Origin of the sequence: Laedolimicola intestinihominis (genome assembly GCF_040096155.1) — a bacterium.
GTDB lineage: Bacteria > Bacillota > Clostridia > Lachnospirales > Lachnospiraceae > Laedolimicola > Laedolimicola intestinihominis.
This window is the reverse complement of sequence record NZ_JBBMFE010000004.1, coordinates 214,983-237,554: the sequence shown is the minus strand read 5'-3', so window position 1 is coordinate 237,554 and position 22,572 is coordinate 214,983. Positions and strand designations below refer to the sequence as shown.

Below are 22,572 nucleotides of genomic sequence, written 5' to 3'. Positions count from 1 at the left end.
CGATTTAATTACTCCCGTATGAATAAATTATATCATGCAAAACAATTTCTTCTGCTCGGTTGTGAATGTTATTGCAACGCTGCACCCATTCCATTTGACGGGTACGCTTCAATTCCTCGGTCACGCCCTCGGTGGCTTTCATCTGCTCCATGATGGTGTCTAACCGTTCCTGTGCCTGTTCGTTCAGGTCTGCAAGGTATGTCCATAACTCCCCGGTCAAGGTCAATGTGTTCAATCTGGCTGGGTGGACTTCTCTTAAATATTCCCGGTGCATCCGTCCGTACTTTCCGATGGGGCGGTGTTCTTCCGGCAGCTTCAAGTCTGGGATGTAGTAATCTCCAACAAGGATATAATCAATTCCGTTTTCTGTTATTCTTGGTTTCAATTCGCTCATGTTCCTTACCTCCTGTGGAAGCAGGCTCGTCTGGTACTAACTCAATTACATCGGTAATCTCACAATTCAGCGTTTCGCAGATACGGGCTAATGTGTCCATGCTGATGTGCTTTCCCTCTTTGCTCATGTTGGCAATCATATTCGTTGTCATACCAGCGGCAAGCCTTAAATCTTCTTTTCTCATATCACGCTCTAACAGTGTGTGCCAGAGTGGTTTATAGCTGATGTGCATATTATTTTCCTGCCTTTCTATCCATACCACCGGGGCGGTTGCCCCGGCAGGAACTTTTCTCTTATTATAACACCAATCTTGTGAAATCACAATTTATTCTTGTAGCCTGCCGCTGATACCGTCTGGATTGGTTTTTCCTTTCTTTTTGTTCCCTTTAATTAGCCATGAACTGCTTAATGCCCTGTGATTTTGCGCCCGGATTGTCGTTTCCATATCCCTCTAAGAGATTGATAACGCCCCAAATGCCAAGTCCTGCTCCAAGAGCGATAACCAAAGTCTGTAATACGCCGATTGCGCTGTTGAAAAATTCCATAAAACTCCTTTCTGCCGCAAATGCGGCTTGCCCCGTAAAAGGGTATAAAAAACGGCGGTCAGTTTTCAAACTGCCGCGGTCATAAGTCCCCGCGCTGCGTAAGTGTCTGCCGCGCGGCGGTATTCAGTTGTAAAAAAATATGTGCTGCGGCTTTGATACGCAAGGGGCGCGTATCATGCAGCCTTTGTTTTGTGCTGTGATTATTTCAGCCCTCCTTTTCGGATAGTTGCTATCCGGCGTGCGTACATATTTTCCATGCCCTGTAAAAATTCTTCGTCTGCGCCATGAAAAATCTGCTTCATTTTTTCTAAGCTCTTTTGGCATTTTCGGATTGCGACTTTTTTCTTGATACGTTTATTCATACGCTGTATTCCTCCCTTTGCTCATAGTGGCGCATAACCGCCGCAACAAACTGCTTTGTGCTTTTCTCCACCCATAGCTGCCAGTGTTTCCGCTGTGCTTCCTCAACTACTTCTAAAAGCCCGGCAATCGCCTGTTCAATCTGTTCCTGCTGTTTCTGCTTTTTCTTTCTGATACGTTTATTCATGGTCGGTGTCCTCCTGCAAATCGCTTTCGCTGATTTCGTAGTAGTCAAATATTTCGTCCGACTTTACAAGGGCGGGTCTGCGCCTTAAATGCTTTTCCATATCAAAAGTATTGTTCTTGTCATAGTCGGAAAGATATTTATAGTTGGGGTGCTTTGTAATGTCGTACTTGTCAGAGAAAAACGGGCGCACCCCTCGTAGCTGTAAAATACATTTCCCGCCGTCCATGACCGCTATTTCATCTTCCGTCATAAGCTGCTTACCTAACTTCTGATAGTTCAGCCCATGCGATACCTCGCGCCCCCGGTTCTCGGAAGTGTTGAAGCTGTCAATGGTTTCTTTCCCCAAGATTTCCGACATTTCTTTGAGGGTGGTTTTCTCCTTGCCGCCCAAGAAAAGGGTGGTGTCGCAGTTGCCGACTATGGTATCGGCGTTGTCCTTATAGATTGCCTTTAACTGGCTTTGCGACTGTAAGATAATCGACGCGGAGATTTCCCGGCTTCGTATGGTGGCTATGAGCTTTTCAAACTTCGGTATCTGCCCGATATTTGCAAACTCGTCTAACAGACAGCGCACATGGACGGGCAGCCTGCCGCCGTATTCATCATCTGCCTTGTCGCAAAGGAGATTGAAAAGCTGCGTGTAAAGAATACTCACGACAAAGTTAAAAGTATCGTCGGTGTCGCTGATGATAACAAACAGGGCGGTCTTGCGGTCGCCTATGGTGTCAAGCTCCATTTCGTCGGTTTCCATAAGGTCGCGCAGTTCCTTAATGTCAAAAGGAGCAAGCCGCGCACCGCAGGAAATGAGGATAGAGCTTCGTGTCTTTCCCGCAGACAGCAGGAATTTCTTATACTGCCGGACGGCAAAGTGTTCCGGGTCTTTTTCCTCCAACCGTTCAAACATGAGGTCAACGGGGGACTGAAATTCCGGGTCGTCCTCGCGGGCTTCACTGGCATTTATCATTTCAAGCAGCGTCGTGAAGTTCTTTTCTTCCTCCGGGGCTTCGTACCAAATGTAGCCGATAAGGGCGCAGTAAAAGAGCCGTTCCGATTTTACCCAAAAATCCTCCCCGGCTTTTTCCCCGTCCCCTTTGGTGTTGGCAATCAAGGTATTTACCAGTTTCAAAATGTCTTTTTCGCTGCGGATATAGGCAAATGGATTGTAACGCATGGATTTCTTAAAATTTATCGCGTTCAGCACCTTTATCCGATACCCGCCGCGCTGTAAGAGCTTCCCACACTCGACTAAAACCGTACCTTTCGGGTCGGTTACAACGTAGCTTGAGTGCATCTGCATTAAGTTGGGCTTCACAAAAAATCTCGTCTTGCCGCTGCCGCTTCCCCCTATAACAAGGATATTTTTATTCCTTGCATACTTCGGCTGCTTCGGGCGGCTGTTCATGGTAAGCCGTTCCGTCTGCGTCAGCAGCACGTTATTCTGAAATACCGGGTCGGTGTAGGGCTTTATATCTTCGGCGTTGCCCCAACGGGCAGAACCGTATTCGATACCTTTTCGGTATTTCTTCGCGTTCTTACCTTTGAAGTACACCATAAGCCGGATAAGGACAGCCCCCACAATACCGATAAGCAAATCCATAGGGGCAAGGCTCGGAAGCGGGTTTGTAAAGGCAGCAGAAAAGCCGTCTGCAAGGGAAAGCACCTTGCCGGAAAGGTCAGTTCCCGGAGAGAGCCGCACCGCCTGTCCGATTTTGTCAAAGAGATAGACAAAGAGCAGATAGGGGGCATTTAGGATAAGCAGCTTTTTAAGTTCCGGCTTCATAGCGATACCTCCCTGTCCTTTTTCTTCACTTTGTCCCTCTGTGCGTTCAGAGCTGCCGCCTTGTCTTTTAGAGTGGAAAGCAGCTTGCGGATAGAGGGCTTTTTATCCCTGCCTAATTTCTTTGCGGTAAATTCCCGAAACGCTTCGGTCATAACGTCAATATCCTTGCCCCGAAAAGACACAAGATAGGTCGGCGGCTTGCCGTTCTCAATCTTCTTGACGTTGTAATCAAGCCCGTTTTTCCTTGCGATAGGGTCAAAGGCTTTGATATTCTGGTCGGTAATCTCAATGTTGGAAACCTTTTCTCCCGGCTTCATAAGCTGCCGCATAGTGATTTTCCCATGCGGGGCTTTGGTTATCTGCCCTTTGCCTTTGGCAAGCAGGGCTTTCATAGCCTTTTGCAGCACTTCGGCGGTCAGCTTAGATGTTTTGATTGCTAAAGATACGACTTTTTCGTTGACTTCATCTTGCATGAAATCCCTCCTTTCGTGGTTTTATTAGGGTGGTATGCCGCTTCGGGGCATAAAAATAAGGCGTACATTTTTCATGCCGCCTTTAGATACGCACCCGCAGCCCATTCAAATCCGAAGCCCTCACACCCACAAGATACCAGTTGTCCCCGTACTCCATGCGGGTCGGCTTCCATTTGCCGCGTACAAATACTTCAAAGCAATCCCCACAATGCAATCCTCCGTAGTAGTCGTTAAGGTCAAAGCGAATGTCGTAACGGTCTGCCGTTTCATCAAAAATCAAAGCTCCTGTTTTCTGTGCCATATTAAAATCCTCCTGTTTTTAATAGCCGCCGTACATATCGTGGTTGACAAGGGCGGTGTAATAGCTGTCAATGGTGTTGGGTGCGTTGAAAAGTACCGCTTTCAGATATTGCTTGATGTTGCGGATTTTCGTGGTGTTCTCTTTCATGCAGTCAAAGACAAATTCAATGTGGCTGCTGTTGAGTTTCATAAACTTTGCTTTGACAAGCTCTGCCGGATAATCGTCCCCGGCGATACGGATTGTCTTTCGTTTGGTGCAGACCGTTTCAAGGATAAGGGACACAATCTCGTCCAAGCGTTCCCTGTCAATGTCGGTATGCTTGATAAAATGCTCATACTCGATATTGTCCTTGATGATTTCCTCATACACACTGTATGCGTCTGCCGCTTCCGTTCCTTTCCGTTCCGGCTCTGCCGTTTCCTCCCTCAAAGGAGAGGGGTTAGGGGAAAGGATAGGAATGGAATGGTTATTTGATAAATCCGTATTTGATTTTTCTTTTTTTGATAAGTTAGTCTTTTGTATATCTTTATTTAATTGCATTGGATTTTCCGACGTCGGGTTATCCGGTGTCGGATTTTCCAATATCGGGTTATCCGCTGTTGGATTTTCCAATACCGGACAATCCAATGCCGGGGGCTGTGGCTGTTCGTAAATGGTGTACTCGATAGCGGTCATTTTACCTTTCTCGTCGCGTCCCTGCCGTCTTGTGATATATCCGGCTTTTTCAAGCTCCCATACAGCGGTGCGGATAGCGTCGATACTTTCCCGGTTGATATAGGACAGTCCTGCAAGGGTATAGTCCCAATCCTCCGGCAAGGACAGCATTTGTGATAACAGCCCTTTTGCTTTTAGGGAAAGCTCCTTATTGCGTAAATGGTGGTTACTCATAACCGTATATCCTGTGTTTCTCTCCACGCGGAAAACTGCCATAGCTTCATCAACTCCTTTGCTTCATATTTGTTACGCAGTAGAACAGCAATTTTGAGGGTTTAGGTATCAATCCCTTACTGTGTGAAAACCGCACCCGCAAAGCCTTATGTAGCAAAGCTCTTTTTGCCCCTACTGCGTAACATGAGGGTAAAAAAATAGCGGCGTTCCTTGTTTCCCTGTTGGGATAAGGTAACGCCGCCTGTGCGGTACATTATAATATTTTAACTTCTGTTCTATCATGCTATATGGTTCTATCCGTAGAAATCTGTATGCCCATTTATCAATACATAAAATGCGTTGGACTCTGGTTTTCGACTATCTTTTTACACCCATTTCTACACCCAAATGGCATGAAAGTATATGATTTTGTATGAAGTTTTATGAATTTACAATTTCAAAAAACTTTGTAACCATGCGGTTTTACGGACTTTTATTGATGTATATAGATTTATGAAAAAAGGCTAATTTACAACGATACCTAATTTCATGTGATCTATATCCTCCTTAAAACCATATGATTTCAAAACATTTACAGTATACTATAGCATACTCGGCGGGAAATGTAAATTCTCAGATGGGAAAGATTCGGCCAAAATAGTCGGGAATAACCGGGATAAACGAAAAAATAGCCGCATAGGATAGAAAAAGGAGCGAAAGCCGCAGGAGGCGTGATTTTGAAAAGCCTGATTCTGTCTGTGATGGAGCAGTACGGGTATCCCGGGCTCTTTTTTCTGATTTTCCTGGAAAATGTATTCCCGCCCATTCCCTCAGAGGTGATTCTGCCTTTTGGCGGATTTTTGACAATTCATACAGCCTTAAGCGTGCCGGGAGTTGTATGCTTCGCGACGCTTGGTTCCCTGGCTGGGGCTGTGGTGCTCTACGGAGCAGGATATCTTTTAAATCGGGAGCGGCTGACCCGTCTGGTGGATGGAAAAGTGGGAAAGCTTCTACGCCTGAAGGGAGAAGATATCGCAAAGGCAGACGACTGGTTTCGGAGTAAAGGGCACATAACGGTCTTTTTCTGTCGCTGCGTTCCGGTAGTGCGCAGTCTGATTTCAGTTCCGGCTGGCATGAGCCGCATGGAATTCCCATTATTTCTCCTCTATACCGCAGCCGGAACTCTGATCTGGAACATCCTTTTAGTATCCCTTGGGGCGTTCATGGGTGAATCCTGGAGTTATATTGCCTGGCTTGTGGGGGAATATTCCCATGTGATGCTGATTATACTGGGAATCAGCGCCCTGAGTGGAGTGCTTGGTTTTTATATAAGAAGAAAAAATTAAGAAATTCTGAAGCATTTTGTAAAAAGAAGTGGAAATGACACAAGTTATATCAATAAAACAACAATATCTTGTATGCATGAAAATGCAAAAAACAAGATATTGTTGTTTGCGTTTGTGCAAAATACACAGAAAAAGGACTTGCTTTTTATGAAAATTTAAGATATTATTAATCCATAAGTGGTGAATAGTGGTGGAAAGTGGTTTGAAAGTGCATTTAAGTGGTAGATAAGAACCAGAAACCGATGAAAGTGGGGTGACGCTATGTTCCGGGGCGAATATAACCATACGGTAGACACCAAGGGCAGGCTGATCATTCCTTCTAAGTTTCGGGAAAAGCTCGGTGACGAGTGCATTGTGACAAGAGGATTGGATGGCTGCCTATTCGTATTTCCCATGAAAGAATGGGAAAACTACGAAGAAAAGCTGAAGCAGCTCCCTATGACCAATAAGAATGCGCGTTCTTTTGTACGTTTTCTGACTGCGGGCGCCACTTCCTGTGAGTTTGACAAGCAGGGAAGAGTACTGATTCCGGCAACCTTACGGAAGTTCGCGGGAATTGAAAAAGACGTTGTACTGGCCGGACTCCTGAACCGTATCGAGATCTGGAGTGAGGAGAAGTGGAACGAGAACAACAATTACGAAGAGATTGACATGGACGAGATTGCAGGTCAGCTGACAGAGCTTGGTCTGGATATCTAACAATAAAGGGGACAGACATGGAATTTTCACATGTATCCGTCTTACTGCATGAGACGATTGAACAACTGCATATCCGTCCGGATGGAATATACGTAGACGGTACGCTGGGCGGCGGCGGACATTCTTATGAGATTTGTAAGCAGCTTTCGGATAAAGGAAGGCTTATCGGAATCGACCAGGATGCGGACGCCATTGCGGCAGCGGGAGAGAGACTGAAGGAATTCGGCGACCGGGTAACTATCGTCCGAAGCAATTACTGCAATATGCGCCGGGAGCTTCAGAATCTTGGCATTGACCATGTGGACGGCATCGTGCTGGATCTGGGGGTTTCTTCCTATCAGCTGGACGCGGCAGACCGGGGGTTTACCTACCGGGTGGACGCCCCGCTGGACATGCGTATGGATCAGCGTCAGACGAAGACGGCCCGGGATATTGTAAATGGCTATACAGAGCATGAGCTGTACCGGGTCATCCGGGATTACGGCGAGGAAAAGTTCGCAGCCAATATCGCGAAGCATATTGCGTTGGCCAGAGAGAAGAAGCCCATCGAGACCACCGGAGAACTGACGGAGATTATCCGGGCGGCGATTCCGGCGAAGATACGGGCCGTAGGCGGACATCCGGCCAAACGTACCTTCCAGGCCATTCGCATTGAGCTGAATCAGGAGCTGGAGGTACTGAAGAACTCACTGGACGATATGATTGATCTGTTGAATCCGGGCGGCAGAATCTGTGTGATAACCTTCCATTCCCTGGAAGACCGGATAGTAAAAACCATATTTAAAACCAATGAAAATCCCTGTACCTGCCCTTCTAACTTTCCTGTGTGTGTGTGTGGTAAAAAACCGAAGGGCAGGTCACCGATTAGAAAGCCGATTGCTCCCAGTGCGGAGGAATTGGAATATAATAAGCGATCCAAGAGCGCGAAGCTTCGCGTCTTTGAACGGATTGGGAGTCAGGAAGCGTAAAAATGGCAGAGATCAGAAGCATTTATACGAATAACAGAACAGAGGGAAAAACAGAACGCAGAACCACCTATGTGGATGGAGCGGCGATCCGCAAGCTTCGGGCCGGCGAGCAGCCGGAGAGACGACGCAGGCAGGAAGACCGGTTTTCCGTGCATACGGTCCGCAGAGTAAAGGCGAAGGAACGCATGGGCCTGGGATATGGCATGTTTCTGGCAGTAGCGCTGGGCGTGGCCATGTGGGTCTGTGTGGGATATCTGAAGCTGCAGGCGGACAACACCGCCCGGGCAAAGAACATCACGGCGCTGGAGACGCAGCTTTCCACGCTGAAGGATGAGAATGACGATGAATATAACCGGGTGACGACTTCTGTGGATCTGGAGAAAATCCGGGACATTGCCATGAATGAGCTTGGCATGGTATACGCAAATGAGGATCAGGTAGTACTTTACGACGATGAGGGGAGCGATTACGTAAAGCAGTATGCCGAGATCCCGGAGGACGATAAGAGTCTCAAGGGAGCGCTTGGCACGATTAGCAGGTGAGTAATTTGAACGATCGTACAGAGAAAAAAAGAAAACCGAGAGCGCGGATGCAGGCGCTGCTTACCAACCGAATGAAGCGTAAGCTGGCGCTGGTATTCGCGCTCATTGTGCTTGCTCTGCTGGGAGTGAGCGTAAGACTGGCTTATATCAATAAAACCAGCGGAGATAAGTATACGAAAAAAGTACTGGCGCAGCAGGATACCAACAGTACTACGCTGCCATACAGAAGAGGCGATATTCTGGATCGCAACGGCACAATTCTGGCTACCAGTGAAAAGGTTTACAATCTGATTCTGGATCCGAAGGTACTGTGGCAGAACCAGGACAAGGAGGATGCGGAGAAGGACTGCGTGGAACCGACCATCAAGGCGCTGGTGCAGTATTTTGAACTGGATGAGTCAGAACTTCGGACCACCTTAAGCGAAAAGAAAGACAGCAGCTATGTTATCTTAAGAAAACAGCTGAGTAAAGACGAAATTGCTGATTTTAAGGCAGCGCAGGAGGACAAAGAAACCGAAAATAAAATCAAAGGCGTCTGGTTTGAGGACTCTTATATCCGTCGTTATCCGTACAATTCTCTGGCCTGCCATGTGATTGGATATACCGTTACGGGAAATCAGGGGCAGACCGGTATCGAAGAAGAATACAGTGATACCCTGAACGGCATCAATGGCCGCAGCTACAAGTACCTGAACGAGGAGCTGGAGCAGTCTACCTCGGTAAAGAAGGCCGTAGATGGCAATACAGTGGTGTCTACGATTGACGCAACCCTGCAAGGCATTGCAGAGAAATACATCGACAAATTTATCGAAGATTATACGAATAAAAGCGTGGAAGGACCGGCGGCGAAGAATATTGGCGTGCTGATGATGAATCCCCAGACCGGCGAGATTCTGGCCATGGCGGGTGATGTGGATTTCGATCTGAATAATCCCCAGGATCTGGTGGGCAATGGCTACCTGACCCAGGAGCAGGTGGATGCCATGTCCGAGGAAGAACAGCTGGACGCCAAGAACCAGATGTGGCGAAACTTCTGCATCAGCGACGGATACGAACCCGGATCAACCGTAAAACCCATGACGGTGGCAGCGGCTCTGGAGCTGGGCCTGGTCAATGATTCCACCACCTTCCTCTGCGACGGCGGACAGGTTATCGTACAGGGCCAACCCAAGATTAAATGCGCGAAGAAGACCGGCCACGGTATCATTTCCCTGGAAGGCTCCCTGATGTTTTCCTGCAATGACGCCCTGATGCAGATGGGCGCCATGATTGGTTATGATAACTTTCTGAAGTACCAGCAGATCTTTAACTTCGGTCTGAAGACCAACATCGATCTGCCCGGCGAGACCAATAACGCGTCGACGGTATTTACGAAGGACACCATGGGTCCGGTGGAGCTGGCGACCAGCTCTTTCGGTCAGGGCTTCAATACGTCTATGATTCAGGTGGCTTCGGCCTTTTCTTCCGTTATCAATGGCGGTTATTATTACCAGCCCCACGTGGTGAAGAAGATTCTGAACGCGGAGGGCGGCACAGTGGAGACTGTCAATCCGGTGCTGGTGCGCCAGACCATTTCCAATAAGACGTCTTCCATGATCCGGCAGTATCTGTATCACACCATGTACGGAACTGCGGACGCCAACGGCAATAACCCCACAGGTAAAAAGGGCCGCGTAGCAGGTTATACTATGGGCGGTAAGACCGGAACGGCTCAGAAGGTTCCCCGTTCCGCCAGAAAATATCTGGTGTCATTCATCGGCTTTGCGCCGGCGGATAATCCCCAGGTGGTCTGCTATGTGGTGGTGGACGAGCCCAACGCGGACAGCCCGACGACTCAGGCAAGCAGCGCTTTTGCCCAGGAGATATTCAAAAATATTATGAAAGAGGCTATGCCATATCTGAATATTCCGAGAAACGCAGAGATTCCGGAAGACATGAAGGAGGAAGTGGCGGCTGAGGAAGCAGCCCGGGCAGAGCAGGAAGCAGAAGAAGAGGCGACGGAAGAGGAAACTCCGATTGAAGAAGGTACACTGGTGGATCCGAATACCGGCGAGACTGTGAAGATGCCTACGGAAGAAGAGGTAGAGGCAGAAGGCGACAGTGGTCCGTTGGATGACTATGAAAGCCCGATTCTTCCTGAGGACGGAAGCAACCCTGCAGAGACAGAATAAAATCAGAAACCCCATAATAGGTTGTAACAAACCGATTATGGGGTTTTTATGAAAGAAAAGGAAACGAAAAGCAGAACATATAACCGGAAGAAGCTGACGCTGGTGTTCTGCGTGTGTGTGCTGATGCTGGTGGGTCTGGTGGCGAGGCTGGTGCGGTTAATGGTTTATGAGGCGGACTATTATCAGGAACTGGCGGAGGATCTGCACCAGCGGGAGCGGAGCATCAAGGCAGCCCGGGGAAGGATTCTCGACCGGAATGGTACGGTATTGGCTTCCAACCGTACCGTGTGTACCGTGTCGGTGGTACATAGCCAGCTGACCGACCCGGAGGCGGTAATTACGGCGCTTTCACATGAACTGAATTTGCCGGATGAGCAGGTACGCGGACGGGTGGAGAAATACAGCTCCATCGAGCGGATCAAGGCCAATGTGGACAAAGAAACCGGCGACCGCATCCGTGCCCTGGAACTGGCCGGTGTGAAAATTGACGAGGATTATAAGCGCTCTTATCCTTACGGTTCCCTGGCGTCCAAGGTGCTTGGCTTCACCGGCGGCGATAATCAGGGCATCATCGGACTGGAGGTCCGGTATGATTCCTATCTGCAGGGGCAGAACGGTACAATTCTGACGCTGACAGACGCCCGGGGTATCGAACTGGCCGACGCGGGCGAGGAGCGGGTGGAACCGGTGCCGGGGGCAGATCTGAGGGTCAGTCTGGACTATAATATCCAGCTCTACACGGAGCAGGCGGCAAAGAAGGTCCGGGAAGAAAAACAGGCCGCCTATGTATCGATTCTGGTCATGAACCCCCAGAATGGCGAGATCTACGCCAATGTAAATGTGCCGGAGTTTGATTTGAACAATCCCTATGACCTGACGGCGTATCTTGCGGACACCGGACAGGACGCAGCAGCGCTTGCCGGGGAGCAGAAGCAGGATCTGCGCAATCAGATGTGGCGGAACCAGAGCATCAATGATACCTACGAGCCGGGGTCTGTTTTTAAGGTGGTGACGGCGGCAGCCGCATTGGAAAAAGGCGTGGTGAATTTAAACGATACCTTCAACTGTCCGGGCTTCCGCATCGTGGAGGATCGGCGGATCCGCTGCCATAAGGTGAGGGGACACGGGAGCGAGACCTTTGTACAGGCCATCGAAAATTCCTGCAACCCGGTCTTTATCGATATCGGTCAACGGGTGGGCGCAGAGGATTTCTACGGGTATTTCCGGCAATTTGGCCTGATGGAAAAGACAGGAATTGATGTGCCCGGAGAGGCCAATATTATCATGCACAAACTGGAAAATATTGGGTTAGTCGAGCTGGCGACCATGTCCTTTGGGCAGTCCTTCCAGATTACGCCCATGCAGATGGCAGCTACGGTCAGTTCCATCATAAATGGCGGGCTTCGGATTACGCCTCATTTCGGGATTGCCATTGAAAATCAGGATGGAAAGGTGCTGAAGAAGCTGTCCTGGCCCAAAGGAAAACGGGTGGTGCGCGCTGAAACCTCAGAAACCATGCGCTTTTTGCTGGAAAAGGTGGTGTCCGAGGGCGGCGGAAAGAAGGCGTACATTGAGGGTTACCGTATCGGCGGCAAGACGGCCACATCCCAGACGCTCCCCAGAGGCACCGGACGCTACATTTCCTCGTTCATCGGTTTTGCTCCGGCGGACAATCCGCAGGTTTTGGCCATGTGCGTGATTCACAATCCCCAGGGGGTCTATTACGGCGGCACCATCGCCGCTCCGGTCGTCCGGGATATTTTTGAAAATATTCTTCCCTATCTTGGCATTGAAAAAACGGAAGAAAAGGCTTATAATGCAGATTAGCCATAAGAGAAATAAGTATGAGAGGTAGATTGGTTATGGATTTGAAAACACTGATATTTCCGGTTCTGATATCATTTGCTATCAGCGCGGCTCTGGGACCCGTTGTGATTCCACTGCTTCGCAAGATGAAATTTGGCCAGACAGAGCGTGAGGAGGGACCCAAGAGCCATCTGAAGAAGACGGGTACGCCGACCATGGGTGGCGTCATGATTCTGATTGCCATTATTGTAACATCCCTGATTTACGCAAAGGATTTCCCAAAGATTATCCCGGTGCTTTTTGTGACCGTGGGTTTTGGCATTATCGGATTTCTGGATGATTATATCAAGATTATTCTGCACCGCTCCGAGGGCCTGACGCCCGGACAGAAGATGTTCGGCCAGTTCCTGGTGACCGGCGTATTCATTTTTTACTATTATAACCTGACCGGCGGCGACATGGCTATGCTGATTCCGTTCTGGCCGGGACACTATCTGCATCTGGGCTGGCTGGCTATTCCGGTGGCCTTTCTGGCTATCATCGGAACGGTCAACGGCGCCAACTTTACCGACGGCCTGGACGGCCTGGCTTCCAGTGTCACCGTACTGATTGCCGTATTTTTTACAGTGGTTGCAGTGGGAACCGGAAGCGGTCTGCATCCGATTACCTGCGCAGTGGTGGGAAGCCTGATGGGATTCCTGCTCTTTAATGTATTTCCGGCCAGCGTCTTTATGGGCGATACCGGATCTTTGGCTTTGGGCGGCTTTGTGGCGGCCACGGCTTACATGATGGATATGCCGATTTTCATTCTGATTGTGGCGCTGATTTACTGGGTGGAGATTCTGTCGGTTATGATTCAGGTAACTTATTTTAAGATGAGCGGTGGAAAACGTATCTTCCGGATGGCGCCGATTCATCATCATTTCGAGCTGGGCGGCTGGTCTGAGACCCGTGTCGTGGCGGTATTTTCCATCGTGACGGCACTGCTGTGCCTGGTTGGCTTACTGGCGCTTTAAGGAGGATATGGGAAATGATTACGGATAAAAAGATAGTAGTGATTGGCAGCGGTGTCAGCGGCGTCGGCGCGGTAAAGCTTCTGGAGGCGGCGGGCGCGGTGCCGACCCTCTATGACAGCAATGAGAAACTGACGGAAGCGGAAGTACGGAAAAGACTGCCCGAGGGCAGCAAGTGCAAGGTTGTGCTGGGCGAATTCCCGGAGAATTTAAAGAAAGAGACTGAGCTGGTCGTGTTAAGCCCGGGTGTGCCGGTGGATCTGCCGTTGGTGGAGGAGCTGCGTACGAACGGCGCAGCCATCTGGGGTGAGGTGGAGCTGGCTTACCATTTTGGCAAGGGCAAAATTGCGGCCATTACCGGAACAAACGGAAAAACTACAACAACAACCCTGGTGGGAGAGATTTTCAAGAGCTATTACCCGGAGGTCTTCGTGGTGGGTAATATCGGAACCGCCTACACCCAGGAGGCGCTGAAGATGACCGACAATAGCGTGATCGCTGCGGAGATCAGCAGCTTCCAGCTGGAGACCATCGAGAACTTCCACCCAAAGGTCAGCGCTATCCTGAATATCACGCCGGATCATCTGAACCGCCATCATACCATGCAGTGCTATATCGAAACCAAGGAGAAGATTGCGGAAAATCAGACCAGGGATGATACCTGCGTCCTGAATTACGATGATGAGGAGACCAGACGCTTCGGCGGGAGCTGCAAGGCCTCGGTTCTGTATTTCAGCCGGGAGCATATACTGGATCAGGGCGTATATATGGATGGAACAGCCATCGTCTATGCAGATGAGTCCGTCCGGACAAAGATCTGTGATGTGTCAGAACTGAAACTTCTCGGAACCCATAATTATGAGAACGTTATGGCAGCGGTGGCCATCGCGGCAGCCATGGGCGTGCCCTTCCCGTATATCCGTGAAACGGTTATTCATTTCACGGCTGTGGAGCACCGCATTGAGTTTGTGGCGGAGAAAAAGGGGGTTGCTTATTACAATGATTCCAAGGGAACGAATACCGATGCTTCCATCAAGGCAGTGCAGGCCATGAATCGTCCTACCATTGTTATCGGCGGCGGCTACGACAAGCACGTCACCTTTGACGACTGGATCGCGTGCTTTGGCGACAAGGTGAAATGGCTGGTGCTGCTGGGTCAGACCGCGAATCAGATTGCGGAGACTGCGAAGAAGCATGGCTTTACCCATATCGTATTTACCGAGAGCCTGGAAGAAGCAGTGCAGGTCTGCGCCGGCAAGGCAGAGAGTGGCGACGCGGTTCTGCTGTCTCCGGCCTGCGCAAGCTGGGGCATGTTCGATAATTACGAGCAGAGAGGAAGAATGTTTAAAGATTACGTCCGCGCGCTTCCTGAATAAAAAAGGGAAGAAAAATAAAGCAGTGGGTTTAGGCCCCGGGACGGAGGTTTTATGACAGGTCCGGATTCCGCCGGAAAAGAGAAGAAGCACGGGAGCACAGCTCCTGATTACGGCCTTGTGCTGACTGTGTTGCTTCTGGCGGGATTCGGACTTGTTGTGCTTTACAGCACCAGCTCCTGGAATGGGCAGGTGAAGTTCGCCGACCCGGCCTATTATCTGAAAAAGCAGCTTCTGGCCACAGCTCTGGGACTGGCGGCCATGTATGCGGTATCTTGCATTGATTATCACAAATGGGGAAAACTGGCAGGCCTGGGATACCTGATTTCCCTGCTTCTTCAGGTGGCAGTGCTGATCTTTGGCGACGAGTATAACGGTTCCAGGCGCTGGCTGGCAATCGGTCCGGTGTCCTTTCAGCCTTCGGAATTCGCCAAGGTGGCGGTTATCCTGCTATTAGCCCGGGTGATCAGCAGCCGTCTGCAGCGTATTGTGACTTTGCGGCAGATGCTGGGGGTTATGCTTCTGGCCCTGCCGCTGGTGGGCCTGGTGGGCACCAATAATTTGAGTACTGCCATCATTATCATGGGAATTGCGGTGATTCTGATTTTTGTGGCCAGCCCCGGTTATCTGAGATTTGTTCTGATCGGCGCAGGCGGCGCCGGTTTTCTGGCAGTGTTCTTAAGTCTGGAATCCTACCGCCTGGAGCGTCTGGCCATCTGGCGGCATCCTGAGGCTTATGAGAAGGGCTATCAGACCATGCAGGGGCTCTACGCCATTGGTTCCGGCGGCCTCTTCGGCGTGGGCTTCGGAGGCAGCCTTCAGAAGCTGGGCTTTGTGCCGGAGGCTCAGAATGATATGATTTTTTCGATTGTATGCGAGGAGTTTGGACTGATGGGGGCGGTACTTTTGATGCTGCTTTTTGTGCTGCTGGTCTGGCGGTTATACAGCATCGCGGTGCATGTGCAGGATTTATTTGGCTGTCTCATTGTAACCGGAATTCTGGGCCACATCCTGATTCAGGTGATTTTGAATATCGCGGTGGTAACCAATACAATCCCCAATACAGGGATCACCCTGCCCTTCGTCAGCTATGGCGGTACCTCAGTCTTATTTCTCCTGTCGGAAATGGGGATGGCTTTAAATGTGTCCCGTAATCACCCCCACGGGGAGAGCGGCATATGCTAAAGGTATAGCAGAGACGGGGAGAAGACATATGGATTATCTGGACATCGAGGGCGGTTACCCTTTACGGGGCGAAGCGCGTATACAGGGATCGAAAAACGCAGCCCTTCCCATTCTTTCCGGGGCTCTGCTTCATTCCGGCGTGACAGTGCTGAAAAACTGTCCGGATATCACGGATGTGACGGCCATGCTGGAGCTTCTGAGGGGCTGTGACTGTCAGGTGCGGCAGGAGCGTGGAGCGCTGGTCGTGGATGCTTCGGCGCTCATGCCGCTTCAGGCGGAGGAGGCCTATGCGGAGAAAATGCGATCATCGATCATGCTGCTGGGAAGTCTTCTTGGAAGGCTGGGGGAGGTGCGGCTTCCCTATCCGGGTGGCTGCGTCATCGGGGCCAGGCCCGTGGATATTCATCTGGCGGCGCTTACACAGATGGGCGCGAAAATAAAACTGGAAGAAAATGGAATTTATGCAGTCTGCAGGAGTCCGCACGGTGCAGAAATTCATCTGCCCTTTCCAAGTGTGGGCGCCACGGAAAATGTGATTTTGCTGGCTGTAAAGGCTGAGGGCGAGACCATTCTGCACGGCGCGGCCCGGGAACCGGAGATCTGCGAGCTCTGCAGGTTCTTAAGAAGTATGGGAGCGCGTATCCGGGGCGAGGGGAGCGGACGCATCGTGATAGAGGGCGGACAACAGCTTTATGATACGGAATTTACCGTAATGCCCGATCGGATAGTGGCGGGCACCTATATGCTTTTACTGGCTGCCACAGGCGGCAGGATTCGACTCAGGGAAGCTCCCGTGGAGCAGCTTGACAGTCTCTGGCCGGTGCTGTCAGAGCTTGGGGTGGAAAGCAAAACAGGGAAGGACGGTGTGAGCCTTACCAGGCGGGAAGTAAAACCCTGTCACCTTGCCATTTCCACCGCGCCTTATCCGGGTTTTCCGACAGATTTGCAGTCACCCCTCATGGCGGTCCTGGCAGCTCTGCCCGGAGAGAGCAGGATTTGCGAGCGGGTTTTTGAGGCCCGTTATAAAATCGTGGAAGAGCTTCGAAAAATGGGCGCGGATATTACAGTAACAGGGGAAGAAGCCCTGGTGCGCGGCAGAAGCCTGCAGGGCGCGGCACTTACTGCCCGGGAGCTTCGGGGCGGGGCGGCCCTTTGCATCGCGGCGGCTGCGGCTCAAGGGAAAAGCCGCATTTTACAGTATCCTTTTATTGCCAGGGGCTATGAAAATATAATCAGGGATTTGCAAGCACTCGGAGTTGTGATACACTAGACAAAACGAAAACAGATCAGAGGAAAAGCATGTTAAAATTTCGGGAACGTGAAAAAATAAAAGCAAGAAAACGAAGGGGAAAAGGTCTGCTGACAGCGTTGCTGGTACTGATGACGCTGGCGCTTCTCACCGTCGGCGTCATCAGCCTGTTCAAAATCCGTACCGTGGAAATCACCGGCAACAGCTTTTACAGCGCGCAGGAAATTCAGGATCGAATCATTACGGATCGATATACAGAGAATTCCCTTTATCTCTATCTGAAATATAAGTATTTCAATAAAGAGGAAATTCCGTTTGTGGATAAACTGGAGGTGAGCCTTCAGGGACCCGGAAAGGTGAAAATCCGCGTGTATGAAAAGAGTGTTGTCGGCTATGTTACTTACATGGGGGCGAATTTCTATTTTGACAAAGACGGCGTAGTGGTGGAAAGCTCCACGGATGTGAAGGAGGATATTCCCTGCATTTCCGGCGTGCGTTTCAGTTCCCTGGCCATGTATCAGAAGCTGGCTGTGGAGAATGACAAAATTTTCGGCCGTATTCTGAATATCACCCAGCTGCTGAAAAAATATGAGCTGAGCCCGGATAAAATTGAGTTTGGGAAGGACCTTGCGTTGACCCTGTATTTCGGAAACGTGAAGGTGGCTCTTGGAAGCAACGATGATCTGGAAGATAAGATAGGACGGCTGCATGATATTTACAGCGATCTGGAGTCTCTGTCCGGTACCCTGCATATGGAAAATTATACCCTGGATTCCAAATTTATCAGCTTCGAAAAAGCGGATTCGACAGAGTAACGCAGAAAACGCGTATAGAAAAAATTAATTTTGGAAATGTTATAAATAGGGTTGATTAATTTTAGGAAAAAAGTTATCATGTATAGTATGAGAAAAATTGGAAGTTCTCTGCCTACGGGCTTAGATTTATAAAAATAGATTGGGAAAACAGGAGGGCAAGGTTTTGCTTGAAATTATGATGAACGATGCGGAATCCGCAGCCAGAATTATCGTGATTGGAGTCGGCGGCGCCGGCAATAACGCGGTGAACCGCATGATAGATGAGCAGATTGCAGGAGTAGAATTTATCGGAGTCAATACGGACAAGCAGGCGCTGCAGTTCTGCAAGGCGGAACGGGCCATCCAGATCGGCGAGAAGCTGACTAAGGGACTGGGTGCCGGAGCCAAGCCGGAGATCGGCGAGAAGGCTGCCGAAGAAAGCATCGAGGAGATTAAGGAAGCTATTCAGGGTGCGGATATGGTGTTCGTAACCTGCGGAATGGGCGGCGGCACCGGTACCGGCGGAGCGCCGGTTATTGCCAGACTGGCTAAGGATATGGGGATTCTGACTGTCGGTGTGGTTACGAAGCCGTTCCGTTTTGAGAATAAAGTACGTATGAAGAACGCGCTGGAAGGTATTCAGAAGCTGAAAGAGAGCGTGGATACCCTGATTGTGATCCCCAATGACAAGCTGCTGGAGATTGTGGATCGCCGTACAACCATGCCGGATGCTCTGAAGAAGGCAGATGAGGTTCTGCAGCAGGCGGTACAGGGAATTACCGACCTGATTAACCTGCCGGCCCTGATTAATCTGGACTTCGCGGATGTACAGACGGTTATGACCGACAAGGGTATTGCACACATCGGTATCGGTTCCGGTAAGGGCGATGACAAGGCCCTGGACGCAGTAAAGCAGGCTGTGGCCAGCCCGCTTTTGGAGACGACCATTGTGGGCGCTTCCCATGTTATTATCAATATTTCCGGAGATATCTCCCTGATGGATGCCAACGACGCCGCAAGCTATGTACAGGAGCTGGCAGGTGATGACGCCAACATTATCTTTGGTGCGATGTACGACGATACATACACCGATGAAGCTACCATCACCGTCATTGCCACCGGACTGGATGAGAACAGCAGCACCAAGGTTCTGCCGAAGAACAGCAGTTTTGGAAAGATGCCCACAGCTGCGAAGACAGGCTTTGAAGCTTCCGCCCAGAGCGCCGGCACACAGACTTCCGCCGAGCCGCCGGTATTCAAGCCCCTGCCGGGATTGAATATTCCGAAGCGTCCGGAGAGCAGAGTCCAGGTGGACGAATTGAAGGTTCCGGAATTCCTGCAGAGACATAAATAAACCGAGAACGTATGAGAATCAAAAAAGCCGTGGCGATTGCTTCCACGGCTTTTTAAATGGAGGAACAGGATGAATACCATTACCATAGAAGAATTGATGAAACAAAAGCCCGAGACTATAACAGTTCTGGATGTGCGTCCGGCGGACGAATACCGGAGAGGAACCTTCGACGGAGCGATCAGCATGCCCATGAAGGAGATCCCGGAGCGCAAGGAAGAGATTCCCAAGGACAAACCGGTGTATCTGCTCTGTCATACCGGTGAGCGCAGCATGGAGTATGTGGACTATCTGGAGCAGAACGGCTACGACGCCTGGAACGTGGAAGGCGGTTACCGCGCCTATTTGCGTATGCAGCTGGCCAGTTTTGTGCAGGAAGAGGACGCCCGCAAAGAGAAAACGGCGGAAATCGAGCGCAGCATTATTAAAAAATTCCGGAAACCTATATGGCGCAAATTCACCCAGGCTATCACGGATTACGATCTGATTCAGCCTGGAGACAAGATTGCGGTCTGCATCTCCGGCGGAAAGGATTCCATGCTGATGGCCAAGCTCATGCAGGAACTGCAGCGCCACGGCAAATATCCCTTCGAACTGGTATTCCTGGTGATGAACCCGGGCTACAATGCGGATAACTGGAAAATCATTCAGGACAACGCCAAGGTACTGGGCATTCCGCTTACCGTCTTCGAGAGCGAGATCTTCGACATCGTGGCCGGTGTGGACCGCAATCCCTGTTACCTCTGTGCCCGCATGCGCCGGGGTAACCTGTACGCCGAGGCCAAGGCCCTGGGCTGTAATAAGATCGCTCTGGGACATCATTTTGATGATGTGGTCGAGACCATCCTGATGGGGATGCTCTACAGCGGCAAGATCGAGACTATGATGCCCAAGCTTCATAGCAAGAATTTCGAGGGTATGGAGCTGATCCGCCCCATGTACAAGATCAAGGAAGAGGACATCAAAGCATGGCGCGACTATCACAAGCTCCATTTCATCCAGTGCGCCTGCCGTTTCACTGAGAACTGCGCCACCTGCGGCGGCGAGCGGGGCTCCAAGCGCGACGAGATGAAGGACCTGATGAAGCAGTTCCGTGCCACCAGCGACGTCATCGAGTCCAATATCTTCCAGAGCGTCCACAATATTAACCTACGGACGGTCATCGGATATCACAAGGATGATGAAGTGTATAACTTCTTAGACGATTACAATGAGCGTTAGAAAAATTTAATACGTACGAAGATAGAAATATCCCCTCTCACCTGGAACGCATGGTTTTCCTGCTTTCGTTCGCGCGGCTTATTCGCGCCTGACCGCCAAACTCGGCCCTACGGGCCTCAAACAGTGGCTCCTTCAGGCGCTGCCAGCGCAAACAAAAGCTGTGGAAAACAAGCTAAACCAGGTGAGAGGGGATATTTCTATCTTCTGCTTATTGAAAGACGATAGGAATTTTACATGAGGAATTTCTCTATCTTCGTCCGTTTATTATTGTCGAAATAAGTAAGATAAATCTATCCCCCATCCCCCACATAGTTACAAATTCCGCGCCCCACCTTCCCTATAATGGAGAACAGAAAGAAGGTGGGCCGTGTACTACACGCTGTACATAGACGCGTTTTTCCTGCAAAATCTGCTGACGGATTATCTGTTGCTGACGGTGACGGGACAGATGCTGAAAATCAGGATTCCGGCATTCAGGAGACTTCTTGCAGCAGGAGTCGGAAGTCTGACGGTTTGTCTTGTCTACCTGGCAGGAGGACAGAACAGTCTGGCCGGAAAACTAATCCTGTATGGAGCGGCGGCGGTCGGAATGATCTGCGTAAGTCTTCCGAAAAATCAGCAAGGCCTGTTGGGCAAAGCATTGTTTCTGCTGTACCTGAACGGCTTCCTGCTGGGAGGCATCTTCGGATGGCTTCGAAGTGCATTTGCCTTTCCGGTATATCCGTTTCTGTTCTTTACACTGGTAAGCTACGAGCTGCTGAAGCTGACTGCCAGGCTTATATTTCGGCAGCAAGAACAGGAACGATGCGTATATTCCGTCACTATCCGGTACCGGGAAAACACCTGCACCGTCCGGGCGCTCCTGGACACGGGCAACAGTCTTCGGGATCCGGTCTTCGGAAAGCCTGTGAGCATCATCACAGCAGATCTGAAGGCGGCGCTTCTTGGGGAAAAGGAGATGGTTTTTTATCCGGTTCCTTATCACAGCGTAGGCCGGAAAAACGGTTTCCTTCCGGCCTTTTACGCAGATGAACTGGAGCTTACAGGACCGGACGGCGTGTGTATCCACACGGAAAAGCCTTTGCTTGGCATTACCAAAGAACCACTTTCTTCGACAGAAAATTACAGCATGATTCTGCATCCGGCCCTGTTGGAGCCATATAGCGCAGAGAATGCGGAAATGAGAGTGGGAGGAAAGAACAAGTATGCTTATCAAAGTAGCGATTCCAAATCAGGTTCAGTTAAAGCTGATCCCTAATTTTTCCACCCTGTTTGTGGGAAGGAAAAATGAAATTCACTATATCGGCGGCGCGGAGGTGCTTCCGGCGCCCTTAAATGCGGAGGATGAGGCCCGGGCCATTGCGCGTCTTGGCACGGAGGAGGGCGGTGAAGCCCGCTCCCTTCTGATTGAGCACAACCTGCGCCTGGTGGTCTATATCGCGAAAAAATTCGACAACACCGGCGTGGGCGTGGAGGATCTGATTTCCATCGGAACCATTGGACTTATCAAAGCCATCAACACCTTCAACAGAGGGAAAAATATCAAGCTGGCCACCTACGCCTCCCGCTGTATTGAAAATGAGATCCTGATGTATCTGCGCCGCAACAACAAGACCCGCCTTGAGGTTTCCATTGATGAGCCCCTGAATGTGGACTGGGATGGCAACGAATTATTGCTGTCTGATATTCTGGGAACCGATGAGGACGTCATTTACCGTGATATCGAGACAGAGATGGAGCGAAAACTGCTTGACAAGGCCATTCAGACACTGTCTGAACGGGAGCGCACCATCGTGGAGCTTCGTTTTGGACTGAAAAATCCTCATGGCGAGGAGATGACCCAGAAGGAGGTGGCGGATCTCCTGGGAATCTCACAGTCCTATATTTCCAGACTGGAAAAGAAAATTATCCGCCGCCTGAAAAAAGAAATCATGAAATACGAATAAA

24 protein-coding genes are annotated in these 22,572 nt (G+C 50.3%); 15 read left to right on the top strand and 9 right to left on the bottom strand.

What is annotated here, in order from left to right:
* Positions 1-4 precede the first annotated feature (4 nt).
* The 9 genes from WMO29_RS06900 to WMO29_RS06860 form a co-directional block, all read right to left on the bottom strand.
* Positions 5-394 carry a TnpV protein gene (locus WMO29_RS06900; RefSeq protein WP_117534454.1) on the bottom strand — a complete coding sequence of 130 codons (390 nt, stop codon included), beginning with the start codon at positions 392-394 and terminating at the stop codon, positions 5-7.
* Positions 354-626 carry a helix-turn-helix domain-containing protein gene (locus tag WMO29_RS06895; protein ID WP_002592127.1) on the bottom strand — a complete coding sequence of 91 codons (273 nt, stop codon included), beginning with the start codon at positions 624-626 and terminating at the stop codon, positions 354-356. Before WMO29_RS06895 ends, WMO29_RS06900 begins: the two co-directional genes overlap by 41 nt.
* Before the next feature lie 154 nt (positions 627-780).
* Positions 781-939, bottom strand: a complete 159-nt coding sequence (locus WMO29_RS06890) for a Maff2 family mobile element protein (protein WP_117536630.1) — start codon at positions 937-939, stop codon at positions 781-783.
* 200 nt (positions 940-1,139) lie between these two features.
* On the bottom strand, positions 1,140-1,301 hold the full coding sequence (locus WMO29_RS06885) for a hypothetical protein (RefSeq protein WP_006859263.1): 162 nt from the start codon (positions 1,299-1,301) through the stop codon (positions 1,140-1,142).
* Positions 1,298-1,486: a hypothetical protein gene (locus WMO29_RS06880; RefSeq protein WP_006859262.1), complete on the bottom strand. Its 189-nt coding sequence runs from the start codon at positions 1,484-1,486 to the stop codon at positions 1,298-1,300. Before WMO29_RS06880 ends, WMO29_RS06885 begins: the two co-directional genes overlap by 4 nt.
* Complete coding sequence (locus WMO29_RS06875; RefSeq protein ID WP_119225564.1) at positions 1,479-3,266, bottom strand: VirD4-like conjugal transfer protein, CD1115 family; 1,788 nt, start codon at positions 3,264-3,266, stop codon at positions 1,479-1,481. Before WMO29_RS06875 ends, WMO29_RS06880 begins: the two co-directional genes overlap by 8 nt.
* Positions 3,263-3,739 carry a PcfB family protein gene (locus WMO29_RS06870; protein ID WP_006859260.1) on the bottom strand — a complete coding sequence of 159 codons (477 nt, stop codon included), beginning with the start codon at positions 3,737-3,739 and terminating at the stop codon, positions 3,263-3,265. Before WMO29_RS06870 ends, WMO29_RS06875 begins: the two co-directional genes overlap by 4 nt.
* An 82-nt stretch (positions 3,740-3,821) precedes the next feature.
* Positions 3,822-4,040 carry a DUF5348 domain-containing protein gene (locus WMO29_RS06865; protein ID WP_006859259.1) on the bottom strand — a complete coding sequence of 73 codons (219 nt, stop codon included), beginning with the start codon at positions 4,038-4,040 and terminating at the stop codon, positions 3,822-3,824.
* Between the two features lie 18 nt (positions 4,041-4,058).
* On the bottom strand, positions 4,059-4,970 hold the full coding sequence (locus WMO29_RS06860; protein WP_006859258.1) for a DUF6017 domain-containing protein: 912 nt from the start codon (positions 4,968-4,970) through the stop codon (positions 4,059-4,061).
* A gap of 668 nt (positions 4,971-5,638) precedes the next feature.
* On the opposite strand from WMO29_RS06860, the gene WMO29_RS06855 reads away from it, so the two are divergent.
* The 15 genes from WMO29_RS06855 to sigE all read left to right on the top strand — a co-directional run bounded on the left by WMO29_RS06855 (position 5,639) and on the right by sigE (position 22,571).
* Complete coding sequence (locus WMO29_RS06855; RefSeq protein ID WP_435391115.1) at positions 5,639-6,253, top strand: DedA family protein; 615 nt, start codon at positions 5,639-5,641, stop codon at positions 6,251-6,253.
* Positions 6,254-6,514: 261 nt separating this feature from the next.
* Positions 6,515-6,952 carry a division/cell wall cluster transcriptional repressor MraZ gene (gene mraZ / locus WMO29_RS06850; protein ID WP_178038606.1) on the top strand — a complete coding sequence of 146 codons (438 nt, stop codon included), beginning with the start codon at positions 6,515-6,517 and terminating at the stop codon, positions 6,950-6,952.
* Between the two features lie 17 nt (positions 6,953-6,969).
* Positions 6,970-7,920, top strand: a complete 951-nt coding sequence (gene rsmH, locus WMO29_RS06845) for a 16S rRNA (cytosine(1402)-N(4))-methyltransferase RsmH (RefSeq protein ID WP_349164297.1) — start codon at positions 6,970-6,972, stop codon at positions 7,918-7,920.
* 2 nt (positions 7,921-7,922) lie between these two features.
* The gene (locus WMO29_RS06840) at positions 7,923-8,462 is read left to right on the top strand and encodes a hypothetical protein (RefSeq protein WP_349164296.1); all 540 of its coding nucleotides are present in this window, start codon (positions 7,923-7,925) and stop codon (positions 8,460-8,462) included.
* Positions 8,463-8,467: 5 nt separating this feature from the next.
* Positions 8,468-10,633 (top strand): peptidoglycan D,D-transpeptidase FtsI family protein, encoded by a 2,166-nt coding sequence (locus WMO29_RS06835; protein ID WP_349164295.1) that lies wholly within the window; start codon positions 8,468-8,470, stop codon positions 10,631-10,633.
* Between the two features lie 48 nt (positions 10,634-10,681).
* Positions 10,682-12,460 (top strand): peptidoglycan D,D-transpeptidase FtsI family protein, encoded by a 1,779-nt coding sequence (locus WMO29_RS06830; RefSeq protein ID WP_349164294.1) that lies wholly within the window; start codon positions 10,682-10,684, stop codon positions 12,458-12,460.
* Between the two features lie 35 nt (positions 12,461-12,495).
* Entirely contained in the window at positions 12,496-13,455 is a 960-nt protein-coding gene (gene mraY / locus WMO29_RS06825; protein ID WP_178038678.1) for a phospho-N-acetylmuramoyl-pentapeptide-transferase, read from the top strand.
* 14 nt (positions 13,456-13,469) lie between these two features.
* Entirely contained in the window at positions 13,470-14,828 is a 1,359-nt protein-coding gene (murD, locus tag WMO29_RS06820; protein ID WP_178038610.1) for a UDP-N-acetylmuramoyl-L-alanine--D-glutamate ligase, read from the top strand.
* A gap of 51 nt (positions 14,829-14,879) precedes the next feature.
* On the top strand, positions 14,880-16,010 hold the full coding sequence (locus tag WMO29_RS06815; protein ID WP_349164293.1) for an FtsW/RodA/SpoVE family cell cycle protein: 1,131 nt from the start codon (positions 14,880-14,882) through the stop codon (positions 16,008-16,010).
* Positions 16,011-16,038: 28 nt separating this feature from the next.
* Positions 16,039-17,280 carry a UDP-N-acetylglucosamine 1-carboxyvinyltransferase gene (murA, locus tag WMO29_RS06810; RefSeq protein WP_349164292.1) on the top strand — a complete coding sequence of 414 codons (1,242 nt, stop codon included), beginning with the start codon at positions 16,039-16,041 and terminating at the stop codon, positions 17,278-17,280.
* 29 nt (positions 17,281-17,309) lie between these two features.
* Positions 17,310-18,074: a cell division protein FtsQ/DivIB gene (locus WMO29_RS06805; protein WP_349164291.1), complete on the top strand. Its 765-nt coding sequence runs from the start codon at positions 17,310-17,312 to the stop codon at positions 18,072-18,074.
* 163 nt (positions 18,075-18,237) lie between these two features.
* Complete coding sequence (ftsZ, locus tag WMO29_RS06800) at positions 18,238-19,407, top strand: cell division protein FtsZ (protein ID WP_178038614.1); 1,170 nt, start codon at positions 18,238-18,240, stop codon at positions 19,405-19,407.
* 69 nt (positions 19,408-19,476) lie between these two features.
* Positions 19,477-20,625 (top strand): PP-loop family protein, encoded by a 1,149-nt coding sequence (locus tag WMO29_RS06795; protein WP_178038615.1) that lies wholly within the window; start codon positions 19,477-19,479, stop codon positions 20,623-20,625.
* A 367-nt stretch (positions 20,626-20,992) separates the two neighbouring features.
* The gene (locus WMO29_RS06790; protein ID WP_349164290.1) at positions 20,993-21,883 is read left to right on the top strand and encodes a sigma-E processing peptidase SpoIIGA; all 891 of its coding nucleotides are present in this window, start codon (positions 20,993-20,995) and stop codon (positions 21,881-21,883) included.
* A complete protein-coding gene (sigE, locus tag WMO29_RS06785) occupies positions 21,831-22,571 on the top strand; it encodes an RNA polymerase sporulation sigma factor SigE (protein WP_349164289.1) in 741 nt (246 codons plus the stop codon). The genes WMO29_RS06790 and sigE overlap by 53 nt, the downstream gene beginning before the upstream one ends.
* The last annotated feature ends 1 nt before the right edge of the window (position 22,572 follow it).